The organism is Rahnella sp. AN3-3W3, assembly GCF_003263545.1.
In the GTDB taxonomy this organism is placed as follows: Bacteria; Pseudomonadota; Gammaproteobacteria; order Enterobacterales; family Enterobacteriaceae; genus Rahnella; species Rahnella variigena.
The window spans coordinates 1-13791 of the sequence record NZ_JYDG01000027.1 but is presented as its reverse complement, the minus strand read 5'-3'; the positions used below and the strand labels follow the sequence as shown (position 1 = coordinate 13791).

Genomic DNA, 13791 nt, shown 5'->3' with positions numbered 1-13791 from the left:
CGCCCTGAGCGTCCGTTTTGCTTATTTCAGCCAGCAGAAATTACTGACTGACTTCACAACGGCTGACCATCCGCCAGTTGCGTGGCAACTCGCGCACTTTACCCGCCAGAATCACCTTTCCTGTTGCATGAATATCGGCGCTCGAGGAGCCCACCTGAACTTCAACAGAACCCGGTTCGACGATGCGCTTACCGGCGTGACTGGTGAAATTCAGCATGTCGGTCGGGATGCTGAAATTTAGCGTTGCGGTTTGTCCGGCCTCCAGCTCTACGCGCTCAAAAGCTTTGAGTTCCTGCATCGGGCGTACCAGTGATGCCACACAGTCACGCAGATAAACCTGCACCACCTCGCTGCCCGCCTGATTTCCGGTATTGGTGACTTTGATTTGTACTGCAATATCGCCATTTTCGATAGCGACCGGTTGCTGATTGAGTTGCAGATCGTGATAGCGGAACGTGGTGCCGCTCAGCCCGAAGCCAAACGGGTATTTTGCACCGAAGTGGAACGCAATCGGCGTACCGCCACTTTTCAGTTTGTGATTGTAATAATAGGGCATGGCACCGGCGCTTTTCGGTACGGAAACCACCAGCCTGCCGGACGGTGCTTCTTTGCCGCTGACGATATCGGCAATTGCACGTCCGCCTTCCTGACCGGGCGCAAATGCCATCAGGAACCCGGCGACTTTTTCCTCCAGTCCGCCAAGGGAATACGGACGACCGCCGGTCATTACCACAATGGTCGGTTTGCCGGTCGCGACAATCTCTTCCAGCAACTGTTGCTGAACACCCGGTAATTGCAGGCTGTCCGTATCAGAACCTTCACCGACGGTGCCGCTCTGGAATAATCCGGCCAGATCGCCGACAAACACTAACGCGACATCACTTTCCTGCGCCAGTTTCACGGCCTGTGGGATAAGCGCGGTACTTCGTGATACCGGCGATTTTTGCATGGCTGAGCCGGCATCGCCGGGGAAGACCGGCGCGCCCGCTGTGCGTTTTTCAAGAATATGGCAACCTTTTGCATACCGGATATTTTGCTCGCCGTAGGCGTCACGCAAGGCCTGTAACGGCGTGGTGACCTGTTCCGTCTGCGCTTCCATTTCGCTGATGATCAGATGCACGGGGAAGCTGTAACCGCTGAGCAAGGCCAGCGGATCATCTGCCGTCGGGCCGATCACTGCAATTTTCTGCCCGGATTTGGGTTTCAGCGGCAGGATGCCGTTATTCTCCAGCTGGGTGATGGAACGGACGGCGGCTTTCCAGGCCAGTTCACGCGTGGCGGGTTGTTGTAATTGCGGCTGGGGATCGCGGGCGTAGGGTTGTTCAAACAGCCCGAGGCGGAATTTTTCGGTCAGCACGCGGGCGACGATCTCGTCAATTTTCGCCATATCAATCAGGCCACGTGAAACCGCATCGGCAAGATGCTGCGCGCAATCGCCTTTCGGCAACTCGATATCCAGTCCGGCATTAAACGCCAGCGCGGCGGATTCCGCATCGTCATGGCTGACACCGTGATGCTGATGCAGCAGGCTAACGCCACCGTAATCGGCAACAATCAGACCATCGAATCCCCACTGTTCGCGCAAAACTTCTGTCAGCAGGAAGTGATCGCTGTGGCAAGGTTGCCCGTCGATGTCGTGATAAGCTGGCATCACCGAACCGGCATTCGCCAGCTTTACCGCCATCTCAAACGGCAGCAGGAAAGTATCATTCAGCTCGAGAAAACCGAGATGTACCGGCGCATGGTTGCGCGCCCCTTCGCTGAATGAATGCCCGACATAATGTTTCAGCGTGGCCAGCAGGTCACGTTTTTCACCCTGCAAACCGCGCACGTAAGCCGTCGCCATAATGCCGACCAGATACGGATCTTCGCCAAAGGTTTCCTCTGTTCGTCCCCAGCGGACATCGCGGGAAACATCCAGCACCGGCGCCAGGCCCTGATGACAACCAACGCTTTGCGCTTCATCGCGGATAGCGCCTGCAATTTGCTCCACCAGTTGCGGATCCCACGTCGAGGCATAACTCAGGGAAGAGGGGAACAGTGTGGCGTCTTTGCACAATAAACCGACCAGACATTCTTCGTGGAACATCGCCGGAATGCCCAGCCGTGTTTCTTCAACCAGCATTTTTTGCAGCCGATTCAGGGCGCGCACGCCTTCTGCCGGGCTGACCACGTGCGTTCCCAGGGGGCGCGTGATTTGTCCCGCGCCCAGCGCCAGTTGCTCCTCCAGCGCCAGAGTCTGTTTATGCCCGGCAAAATCATCGCTCAGATCGGACCGTTCTTTATGCTTCCCGTTGCTGTCGAGGATCAGCCAGAACGCGTGCATCTGGGCATATTTCTCAGCGGGCGTCATGCGGGCGAGCAGGTCGGCGACGCGGGTAGCGACGGGCTGTGAAGCATCCTGATACAGGTGAGTCATTTTATATCTCCTTGATTTTCCGGATGGGAATGCAGGGATAACGCGTTAAAAGACGAAATATAAACAGAAGTATTGAGAATGGAGTGCGCGTAAACAATTGAGGAAACGAATATGCATTTTACGTTATTTAATTTTGTTTCCGGTTTGTGAGCAGGATCAGATTGAGGCTGCTCCGGTCAGATGCCTGCTTTTAGCACAAAATCTGAAGCCGATCACAGTTTCATCATCCGGCGAATATTACGACTTGTTTCTGTTTCCGATTCGCCAGAGAATCCGTTTCAGAAAGCAGGATTGTTACTGTCTGACAGGCAAAACCTAAACTTCTCGTTTCTTCGTGTATGACGAAGAGACCGGACGTTTAGGTTTTTTTTTGGCCTGAATTCAGGGGCAGGCCGCCCCTTTGAAATACAACGGCAATGTCGTGCACGACGCCCTTACTCTGATGAGATAACACCATGGAATACAGTACATTAGCCGATGAAATTCTCCGCGGAGTGGGCGGAAAAGACAACGTCAACAGCGTGGTGCATTGTGCCACCCGATTACGTTTTAAATTAAAAGATACGAGTAAAGCCGACGCTGCCGGATTAAAAGAAAACCCGGGTGTCATCATGGTCGTCGAGAGCGGCGGCCAGTTTCAGGTGGTGATCGGCAACCACGTTGGTGCGGTTTATGAAGCGCTGGTGAAAGGCAGTGCGCTTTCCGACAGCGGCGACGATGACAGCGGTGATAAGGGCAGTTTATTTGCCCAGGCGATTGACGTTATTTCCGGTATTTTTACCCCGTTTATCGGCATCATGGCCGCGTCGGGGATCCTGAAAGGTTTTCTGGCACTGGCGCTGGCGTGCGGCTGGATGGTGCCGGAAACCGGTACCTACAAAGTCTGGTTCGCCGCCAGTGACGCCATGTTTTACTTCTTCCCGCTGGTGATCGGTTTCACTGCCGGTAAAAAATTCGGCGGTAACCCGTTCGTTACCATGATGATTGGCGGGGCGATGGTGCATCCGCTGATGATCGCCGCGTTTGAGGCACAGCAACCTGGTGCGCAGGGCGAGCATTTCTTCGGTATTCCGCTGGTCTTTATTAATTACGCCTCATCGGTGATCCCGGTGATCCTGGCCGCGTGGGTATCAAGCTGGCTGGAAAAACGGGCCATGAAAATCCTGCCTTCTGCGCTGCGTAACTTTATCACGCCGCTTATTTGCCTGATGGTCGTGGTGCCGCTGACCTTCCTGATTATCGGTCCTGTCGCCACCTGGGCCAGCCAGCAACTGGCTAACGGCTATCAGTTTGTGTATCACATCAGCCCGATGATTGCCGGTGCCTTTATGGGCGCACTGTGGCAGGTGTGTGTGATTTTCGGTCTGCACTGGGGGCTGGTGCCTCTGATGATCAACAACTTCAGTATTCTCGGTCACGACACCATGCTGCCGCTGTTATTGCCCGCCGTGATGGGGCAGGTCGGGGCAGTGATTGGCGTGATGCTGCGCGCCAGAGATGCGCGAACGAAAGCGCTGGCGGGTTCAGCCATCAGCGCGGGGATTTTTGGGATTACGGAACCCGCGGTTTACGGCATCAATCTGCCGCGTCGGCGTCCGTTTATTTTCGGTTGCGCCGGTGGTGCACTGGGTGCGGCGATCCTCGGGTATTTCCAGACCACGGCGTATTCCTTCGGATTCGCCAGCATCTTCACTTTCACGCAGATTATTCCGCCAACCGGCTTTGATAAAACGGTGACCGCCGCCATTGCCGGGACGCTGATTGCCCTGGTGTTTGCCGCATTTGCAACCTATTTCTTCGGCATGAAAGAAGAAGCGGCAACGCCGGAAATCACCGAAAAGGCCAAAGCGGAGGCCGTTCAGGCACCACGCGGAAAAACCCTGATTGCCAGCCCGATGACCGGTACCTGTATCGCACTCGATCAGGTTAAAGACCCGACGTTCGCCAGTGGTCTGCTGGGCAAAGGCGTGGCGGTGGTGCCAGCAGTGGGGCGGGTAGTATCGCCGGTAAATGGCACCGTGGTTTCCCTGTTCAAAACCCATCACGCCATCGGGATTGAATCTGACGAGGGTGCAGAAATTCTGATCCACGTCGGCATCGATACGGTGAAGCTGGACGGCAAATTCTTTACGCCACGCATCGCGGTTGATGCGGTGGTGAAGCAGGGCGATTTGTTGCTGGAATTCGATATGCAGGGCATTTCCGATGCCGGCTATGACCTGACCACACCGGTGCTGGTCACCAACAGCGATGACTATCTTGATGTCATTCCGGCAAGCGTTGGTCAGGACACCAGCGAACAAGCTTCATTACTCACTTTATTACGATAACGACCAGAGCCAGGAGGTTCACATGAACAAGCAATTCCCAGACGGTTTCTTATGGGGCGGCGCAGTCGCAGCCAATCAGGTGGAAGGTGCATATCTGACTGACGGTAAAGGCTTATCAACATCTGACCTGCAACCGCAAGGCGTTTTTGGTCCGGTGCAGGAACGTACTGAAGGCGATTTCGGCGTGAAAGATGTGGCGATTGATTTCTATCATCGTTATCCGGAAGACATGAAATTGTTCGCCGAAATGGGCTTCACCGTGCTGCGTACCTCAATTGCCTGGACGCGTATTTTCCCGCAGGGCGATGAATTGCAGCCAAATGAAGCCGGCCTGGCCTTTTATGACCGCCTGTTTGATGAAATGGCAAAATACGGGATTACACCGCTGGTGACGCTTTCTCACTATGAAATGCCGTATGGTATCGTGAAAAACCACGGTGGCTGGGGCAGTCGCGACACTATCGGTTTCTTTGAAAACTACGCCCGTACGGTGTTCAGCCGTTACAAAAATAAGGTGAAACACTGGCTGACGTTCAACGAAATCAACATGTCGCTGCATGCGCCGTTCACCGGCGTCGGTTTGCCGGAAGACAGCAGCAAACAGGAAATTTATCAGGCCATTCATCATCAGCTGGTGGCCAGCGCCAGAGCGGTAAAAGCCTGCCACGAGATCATCCCTGACGGCAAAATCGGCAATATGCTGCTCGGCGGAATGTTGTATCCGCTGACCTGCAAACCGGCTGATATGATGGAAACCTTGCAGCAAAACCGCGACTGGTTATTCTTTGGCGATGTTCAGGTGCGCGGCGCATATCCGGCATACATGAAGCGTTTCTTTAAAGATCGTGGCATGGAAATTAATATTACTGCTGAAGATAAAGCGGCACTGAAAGAAACGGTCGACTTTATTTCATTCAGTTATTATATGACCGGTTGTGTAACCACTGACGAAGAGCAAAATATTAAAGCGCGCGCCAATATATTAAATATGGTGCCTAACCCGCATCTGCAAAGTTCCGAATGGGGCTGGCAGATTGATCCGGTAGGTTTGCGCTTTTTAATGAATGAACTTTATGATCGTTACCAGAAGCCATTATTTATTGTGGAAAACGGATTAGGTGCGCGTGATAAAGTCGAAGCAGATGGCAGCATCAACGACGATTACCGCATTGAATATATCAATGACCATCTGGTTCAGGTACGTGAAGCCATTGAAGACGGTGTGGAAGTGATGGGCTACACCAGCTGGGGGCCGATTGATCTGGTCAGCGCCTCGAAAGCCGAGTTCTCCAAACGCTATGGTTATATCTACGTTGACCGTGATGACCAAGGGAATGGCACGCTGGAACGTCGCCGTAAGAAAAGCTTCTTTTGGTATAAAGAAGTGATCAATTCGAACGGCGCGGCTTTAAAATCCTGATCTGAACTTAACCTTTAATAATAAATAACTGATGCGGCTTATAAATTTATAAGCCGCCTGTCCGCCCTTGTATTGCCCAAAAAAATAATGATGATTTAAAATAATAAAACGGAAATATAAAGATGAAAATTTCTCAGACTTCTGCAACACCTACCTGTAAAGTTAAAAATAATAACCGGTTTCTAAAAACCAGTGTTCTGGCGCTGTGTATTTCAATCACAGGTATTCATTCAGCACAGGCTGCGGATAACTGGAATGGTACGGTATTAGGTTTTGAGGCGCCCGGCGAAGGTATGTTCGGCGATATGCTGGGTATTCGCCCGATTATTGAAGACCATGGATTTCATTATCAGCTTGGTTATCTGAGCGAGTCGTCTTATAACGCAGGCGGCGGTTATAACCATGATAAACATCTGGCGTATATCGATCAGTTCTCGCTGACGTTTACTCAGGATCTGGAGATGTACACCGGCATTCCTGATGCGGCCATTGAAGGGAACATTGTTAACCGTAACCACGATGACAACCTGACGTCCAAACGTACGCAGGATCCGCGCGTCGGGTTTAACGATCTCGCCCAGGAAAGCTGGGGCGGACAGTCGATAACCCGTCTGGGCTGGCTGACGTTTGGTCGTAGTTTCGATGACCGTAAACTGCACTGGCGCATCGGTATGATGAACAAGAATCAGGATTTCGATCAGATTATCCCGTGTGATTTCCAGCTGCTGAGCCAGTGTGGCGGTAAATCGGCTAACTCGATGACCTGGTATAACTGGAATAAACACTACTGGGGCACCACTTTCCAGTACAAGCTGACGCCAGAACTGACGCTGAAAACCGGTATTATGGAACAAAACCCCGATGCTTCTGACCGCAAATACGCCTGGAGCGGCTCGCTGAAAGGCGCGCGCGGCATTCTGCTGCCGATGGAGGCCGAACTGAAAACCAAAGTGAATGGTTTGCCGGGCATTTATAACGTTGGTTTGCTGTATACCAACTCGCCGCAAACCGATTTATCGGAAGGGAAAACGCAGAGCGTGGGCGCAACAGATCCCGAAGGTTATCGCAAACACAGCAGCACCTGGTTTATGTATACCGGTTTCAACCAGCAGGTGACACAACGTGGCGACGATCCGAACCGTGGCATGAGCGTGTCATACAGCCTAGGTCTGGGGGATCAGCGCAGCAATGCCATTCATCATACGCAGGCTGCTTCCATGCGCTATCGCGGGTTGTTTGATGCGCGTCCTGACGACTGGCTGGGTTTTGGTATGACGTATATTAAAATGAGTAATCATTACCGCCAGAATCAGGAAAACCTGAATACGATTTATCAGGTGGATGATTACGGCAATCCGCTCTATACGCCGCTGTCCGGTCACTCGGTGAACGCCGATTTGTACTATCAGATAAAAGTCCGTTCGTGGCTGATTCTGCAACCGGATTTGCAGTACTGGTACCGTCCGGGCGGGGTGAAGGAAACGCAGGATGCGTGGGTGACAGGATTGAAAGCCATCGTCACGTTCTGAGTGCAAATTTTACGTCTGGCTGAGGATCGGATCTGGTAAAATTATCAGGCAGATCCAAAGACTGCGGCAGACAAAACCTGACCATCCATTCGGACGGTCGGGTTTTTCTTTTCAGGGAATAACAATGAAAATCGCCAAAATACTCAATAATAACGTGGTGGTGGTTGTCAACGATCAGCAGCGGGAACAGGTCGTCATGGGCCGCGGGCTGGCGTTTATGAAGAAAACCGGAGACGAACTCGATGACAGTAAAATCGAAAAAATCTTCGCATTACAGAGCGACGAACTGGTCGCGCATCTGACAGAACTGCTCTCGCATATTCCGATGGAAGTCATGACCACCTGCGACCAGATCATCACGCTGGCGCGCGGACGGCTGGGGAAATTGCAGGAAAATTTATACATTGCGCTCACTGATCACTGTAATTTTGCCATTGAGCGACAGAAAAAGGGCGTGCCGATCAGCAATGCGTTGCTGTGGGAAACCCGCCGCCTTTATCCGAAAGAGTATGCGCTGGGACTGGAGGCGCTGGAGATTATCCATGCGCGCCTGGGGGTGCGCCTTCCGGTGGATGAAGCCGGGTTTATCGCACTGCATCTGGTGAACGCTCAGCTTAATGGCGAAATGCCGGAAGTGGCGCAAATCACCCGCGTGATGCAGGAAATCCTCAATCTGGTGAAATACCAGCTGCGTATCGAATATGACGAAGAATCGCTGAGTTATCAGCGTTTCGTCACCCATCTGAAATTCTTCGCACAGCGCATGCTCAGCCGCACTGTTGTCGCGGATGACGACATGACCCTGCATGTGGCCGTGAAAGAGAACTATCCGCAAGCCTGGCAGTGTTCGGAGAAAATCGGCGATTACCTTGCCGCCCAATATCAGCGGGATCTGACGACGGAAGAGATCATGTATCTGTCGATCAATATTGAGCGGGTGAGAAAAGAATGTTCGCCTAAAGAAACCCCGTAACCGCACGCAAGCGCAAAATTCGTTGCGCGAAATATGACTGTTCACAATTTTTAATGACGTTTTTTTTTGCCACGGTTAATGAGAAAAGGTAGCATCCTTCGCCGTTATTGCACCAAAACAGTTCCGGCTAAAAAAACTACAGTGGGTAAACCCCATAAACGTTGAGGCTTGCAATCGTTTGCTTGCAGCACCCGACGTCAGGTGAAGGTTATTTTTGGAGAACAAGATCGAATGAAGTCTCATAAAAAATCGGCTGAGGCGAAGCACGCGGCGAAAAGACGCTGGCTGGACTCGCACGAACACGGGTATCACAAAAGTATGGGCAATCGTCAGGTTCAGATGATTGCCATTGGTGGTTCTATCGGCACCGGTTTATTTCTCGGCGCGGGCGCGCGTTTACAGATGGCTGGCCCGGCGCTGGCAATCGTGTATGCGGTGTGTGGTATTTTCTCATTCTTTATTTTACGTGCGCTGGGTGAACTGGTTTTACACCGTCCGACCAGCGGCAGTTTCGTCTCTTATGCCCGCGAGTTCTTGGGCGAAAAAGCCTCTTACGTTGCAGGCTGGATGTACTTCCTCAACTGGGCGATGACCGGCATTGTCGATATCACCGCAGTGGCTCTTTACATGCACTATTGGGGAACCTTCGGTGATGTCCCGCAATGGATGTTTGCGCTGGGCGCGCTGGCGATTGTCGCCACCATGAACATGATCGGCGTGAAGTGGTTCGCTGAGATGGAATTCTGGTTTGCGCTGATCAAAGTCGCGGCGATTGCCCTGTTCCTGGTTGTCGGCGTGGTGTTCCTCGGCACCGGCAAACAGCTGGACGGCAATACCACCGGTTTCCATCTGATCACCGATAACGGCGGTATTTTCCCGCACGGGTTGTTACCGGCGCTGGTTCTGGTGCAGGGCGTGGTCTTCGCGTTCGCGGCTATCGAACTGGTCGGTACGGCGGCAGGTGAAACCAAAGATCCTGAGAAAGTGCTGCCGAAAGCCATCAACAGCGTGATCTGGCGTATCGCGTTATTCTACGTCGGTTCCGTGGTGTTGCTGGTTCTGCTGTTACCGTGGAATGCGTATCAGGCAGGGCAAAGCCCGTTTGTGACCTTCTTCAGCAAGCTGGGCGTGCCTTACATCGGCACGATCATGAACATCGTGGTACTGACTGCGGCGCTGTCGAGTCTGAACTCCGGCTTGTATTCCACCGGTCGTATTCTGCGTTCCCTGTCGATGGGCGGTTCGGCACCGAAATTCATGTCGAAGATGAGCGCACAGCAGGTGCCTTACGCCGGTATTCTGGTCACTGTGGGTATTTATGTCATCGGCGTGGTACTCAACTACTACGTGCCATCGCAGGTATTTGAAATTGTCCTGAACGTCGCGTCACTCGGCATCCTCAGTTCATGGGCTTTCATCATCGTATGTCAGATGAAGCTGCGTAAGGCTATCAAAGAAGGCCGTGCGAAAGACGTCTCCTTCAAAATGCCGTGGGCACCGGTCACCTCGTGGCTGACGCTGGCATTTCTGGCGGGCGTACTGATCCTGATGGCGTTTGACTATCCGAACGGCACTTACACCGTGGCGACGATTCCGGTACTGATTATCCTGCTGGTTCTGGGCTGGATTGGTCTGCGCAAACGTGCGGCGGAAGTCCATGCTGAGCAGGCCGCTCACGAAGAAGCACATCACCAAAGTCTGGATGCGAAGTAATTAATTTACTTCAGAGATTTTCAGCAAAGGGCTGCCGCAAGGTGGCCCTTTTTCGTTACATGCAGCACTAAAAATGTTGTTGCCTGTAAAAAATCCGAAAGCGTGAAAGTATCCCTCATTTTTGACTAGGCTTACTCTTTAGTTAAAAGAGGCAAACTATGTTTAAGATTATGTTACAGATTTTCTCCAGCCCGGAAAAATTCCTCGGGCTGTTCAGTGCAGCAGACATGGAAGATACGATTGAGGAGGGTGAGCGTATTTTGATTGATGAAAACGGTACCGCCTCGGTGAATCCGGCAAATCAGGATATGCGTGAAGACTTCGACCGCCACGTCAAACGCATGAGCGTGCTGTAATGGCGACAGCGGTTTTCATGGTGTTAATGGTTTGCGGGTACTGGTACACCACCCGCGACATCTCATCGCGCTTCAAACTCAAACGTACCTTCGGCTGGGACGTCTATTTTCTGGTGGCGTTATACGGCTGCATTTTTGTCCTGCAGGGCGTGCTGGTGATTGCTCTGGTGTATATGGCGCTGTGGGGAATTTCAGACGTCGTGAACTGGCTGCCTGCCATCCCGCATTTGCATCAGGATGTGCATTACCACAGAGATTTCATCAACTGGAGTTTCTTAGGCATTCAGGCGCCGGTCGTCATCATGCTCGGTGTTTCCGTGATGCTGTGTCTGGTGCGCACCACCTGGTCGCCGGGCTTGCGGCTCAATACCGCCGGACGCAAACAGTTGTACAAACAGCTCACCCGCGCCAACGGTGTGGAAGGGCTTTTGTACCAGTGCATGGAAGAGGGCGATATGGTGTTTATCACCTTACAGTCGCGGCGCGTCTATATTGGCATGGTGCATACCGCGCGATGTGAAACCAGTTCGTCGGACAATGTGGTGGTGATCCCGATGGTCAGCGGGTATCGCGATAAAGATACGCTGGAGCTGCGCGTCGAGCATAACTATGCCCGTTATTATCAGGAACACGGCATTACGCCGGTATCGGATCCGGTGAATGCGCTGAAATTTCGCAAAGTGATTTTACTCAGTCAGATTGAAACGCTGTCGCTTTTCGACCCTTCAAGCGCCTGTGCATTTGAGAAGTTAATCCCGATTATCGAGGAAGAGAATCAGAGAAAAATCGGAGAGAAGGACGCCTGAAGCCAGACGTCCTCAATGAATCACACGATGGTGAAGCTGAAATCGCTCAGGCCTTCGATACCACCGGTAATCACATCACCGCGCACCACAGCGCCAACGCCTGCCGGTGTGCCGGTGTAAATCAGATCGCCAGGTTTAAGTTCAACGGCCTGCGACAGATAACTGATGACATCCGCCACCTGCCAGATCTGATCACGTAAATCACCGCGCTGACGTTTTTCACCGTTCACATCCAGCCAGATTTTACCGCTGGCAGGATGACCGGTCTGACTGACGGGCAGCAGCGGGTTGGCCGGTGCGGAATCATCAAAACCTTTGGCGAAATCCCACGGACGACCTTGTTTCTTGGCCTGCGCCTGAATATCGCGACGGGTCAGATCCACGCCGACGGTATAACCCCAGACATGCGACAGCGCATCTTCAGCCGTGATATTTTTGCCACCTTTGGCAATCGCGACAACCAGTTCCACTTCGTAATGCAGATCTTCGGTCAGTGTCGGATAAGGCACGTTACCGCTGGCAGGGATAACGGCATCAGCGGGTTTGCCAAAGAAGAACGGCGGCTCGCGATCCGGATCATGACCCATTTCGCGGGCGTGCTCGGAATAGTTACGGCCAACGCAGTACACGCGGCGCAATGGAAAACGGGCGCTCTGGCCTACGATGGCGAGAGACGGAACTTCGGGTGCAGCAATTACATATTCGGTCATCGTATTCACTTCACAAAGTTGTCGAATTAACATATTTGCAAAGCGAATCAACATTGACCAGTAAATTTATGTTACTGGTCAATGTCTCACTGTCAGGCTTTGTAACGTGGTGCCGCGTGAGCTTGCAGGAAGTTCGGCACCATCGCGCCGCGCAGGGCATCAAAGTCGTCCCACTGTTTTTCGTCCTGCAATGGCGGAATAGTGATTTTTTCTTTGCGATCGAAGCCCAGCAAGGCAGCATCCACCAGTTCACCGACTTCCATTACCCCTGGTACTTCATCAATATTTTTACCCGAACGTTCCCAGATTTCTGTACGCGTTGCGGCAGGTAATACGGCCTGAACGTACAAACCGCGTTCTGCCATTTCAAATTGCAGCGTCTGGCTGAAGGTAAGCACAAAAGCTTTCGTCGCGGAATACACAGCAGATTGCAGCTCCGGCGTCAGCGCCATTACCGAGGCGATATTAATAATCGCGCCGTCTTTATGCTTGATCAGGCCATCAAACGCCACGCGGGAAAGGCGTGCCACCGAGGTGACGTTCAGGGTGATCAGATTCTCGATGGCATCGGCATCACTGTTCTCAAAACCTGCTTTGAGTGACGCGCCGGCGTTATTGATCAGCAGGGAAATTTGCGGCGTCGCGCGGATAAACTCTTCTACTCGCGACAGGTCTTCGCTGCGGGTTAAGTCTGCGGGTAACACCGTCACTTTTACGCCGGACTCCTGTTGCAGCTTTTCAGCCAGCGCATTCAGGCGCTGTGCATCACGGGCCACAAGAATAAGATCATAGCCGCGTTTAGCGAGACGATCGGCGTATGTCGCACCAATACCGGTGGATGCGCCGGTGATTAACGCCAAAGACTGAGAACGAATGGAATCTGACATAAGAACCTCTGGGTTGATTTAGTGGTTTAATAATGAAACCAGATGATTTTTAGCACTGGTGGTTTTATAATGCAACCAGATTCTTTAAGCAGGAGGTGCCATGAAACGAACACGTCTGGAAAACACGCCTTGTCCGGCTGGCCGCGCATTGGATCTCATTGGTGACTGGTGGACGCTGCTGATTGTCCGCGACGCCATGCGTGGCATTTCGCGTTTCAGCGAGTTCCAGCGCAGTCTGGGTGCGGCAAAAAACATTCTCAGCGCACGCCTGAAAGCGTTGGTGGCCGAAGGCATTTTGAAAATTGAACCGGCGGCTGATGGCTCGGCGTATCAGGATTACGTGCTGACCGAAAAGGGGCTGGCGCTGCAACCGGTGCTGGTCGCGCTGGGGCAGTGGGGAAGTGAATACTTGTTTGAGGAAGGCGAAGCCTGTACGCAGCTTGTGGACAGTGAAAACCGCGAGCCACTGCGCAAACTGGAAATCCGAGCGCAGGACGGACGGGTGCTGGAGAGCCGGGATATTACGGCGATCATTCCTGAAATCTGATACAGAATTCGGGCAACTCCCTCCATTTCGCACGGAAAAGGGCAAATCTCGATCTGCTCCCTTACCTGCGAAGGGGAGGGCTGGGGTGGGGTATTAAAGCG

General features: G+C 52.6%; 11 protein-coding genes. 8 read left to right on the top strand and 3 right to left on the bottom strand.

The window, feature by feature from the left end:
* Window positions 1-40: 40 nt before the first annotated feature.
* Complete coding sequence (locus UC15_RS09570) at window positions 41-2419, bottom strand: glycoside hydrolase family 3 N-terminal domain-containing protein (RefSeq protein ID WP_112288230.1); 2379 nt, start codon at window positions 2417-2419, stop codon at window positions 41-43.
* 455 nt (window positions 2420-2874) lie between these two features.
* On the opposite strand from UC15_RS09570, the gene bglF reads away from it, so the two are divergent.
* The 7 genes from bglF (at window position 2875) to UC15_RS09535 (ending at window position 11546) form a co-directional block, all read left to right on the top strand.
* The gene (gene bglF, locus UC15_RS09565) at window positions 2875-4749 is read left to right on the top strand and encodes a PTS beta-glucoside transporter subunit IIABC (protein ID WP_112288229.1); all 1875 of its coding nucleotides are present in this window, start codon (window positions 2875-2877) and stop codon (window positions 4747-4749) included.
* A gap of 22 nt (window positions 4750-4771) precedes the next feature.
* A complete protein-coding gene (locus UC15_RS09560; RefSeq protein WP_112288228.1) occupies window positions 4772-6169 on the top strand; it encodes a glycoside hydrolase family 1 protein in 1398 nt (465 codons plus the stop codon).
* Between the two features lie 122 nt (window positions 6170-6291).
* On the top strand, window positions 6292-7698 hold the full coding sequence (locus UC15_RS09555) for a carbohydrate porin (protein ID WP_112288227.1): 1407 nt from the start codon (window positions 6292-6294) through the stop codon (window positions 7696-7698).
* A gap of 124 nt (window positions 7699-7822) precedes the next feature.
* Window positions 7823-8671 (top strand): transcriptional antiterminator BglG, encoded by an 849-nt coding sequence (bglG, locus tag UC15_RS09550; protein ID WP_112288226.1) that lies wholly within the window; start codon window positions 7823-7825, stop codon window positions 8669-8671.
* A gap of 231 nt (window positions 8672-8902) precedes the next feature.
* Entirely contained in the window at window positions 8903-10384 is a 1482-nt protein-coding gene (gene ansP, locus UC15_RS09545; protein WP_112288225.1) for an L-asparagine permease, read from the top strand.
* Window positions 10385-10542: 158 nt separating this feature from the next.
* On the top strand, window positions 10543-10740 hold the full coding sequence (locus UC15_RS09540) for a hypothetical protein (RefSeq protein ID WP_112288224.1): 198 nt from the start codon (window positions 10543-10545) through the stop codon (window positions 10738-10740).
* Window positions 10740-11546, top strand: coding sequence for a hypothetical protein (locus UC15_RS09535; RefSeq protein WP_112288223.1), 807 nt, complete (start codon window positions 10740-10742; stop codon window positions 11544-11546). Before UC15_RS09540 ends, UC15_RS09535 begins: the two co-directional genes overlap by 1 nt.
* 20 nt (window positions 11547-11566) lie before the next feature.
* On the opposite strand, the gene UC15_RS09530 is transcribed toward UC15_RS09535, so the two are convergent.
* Together UC15_RS09530 and UC15_RS09525 are read right to left on the bottom strand one after the other, a co-directional pair.
* Window positions 11567-12256, bottom strand: a complete 690-nt coding sequence (locus UC15_RS09530) for a fumarylacetoacetate hydrolase family protein (RefSeq protein ID WP_112288222.1) — start codon at window positions 12254-12256, stop codon at window positions 11567-11569.
* A 92-nt stretch (window positions 12257-12348) separates the two neighbouring features.
* Window positions 12349-13143, bottom strand: a complete 795-nt coding sequence (locus UC15_RS09525) for an SDR family oxidoreductase (RefSeq protein ID WP_112288221.1) — start codon at window positions 13141-13143, stop codon at window positions 12349-12351.
* Window positions 13144-13243: 100 nt separating this feature from the next.
* Between UC15_RS09525 and UC15_RS09520 the strand changes: the two genes are divergently transcribed.
* Window positions 13244-13690, top strand: coding sequence for a helix-turn-helix domain-containing protein (locus tag UC15_RS09520; protein WP_112288220.1), 447 nt, complete (start codon window positions 13244-13246; stop codon window positions 13688-13690).
* The last annotated feature ends 101 nt before the right edge of the window (window positions 13691-13791 follow it).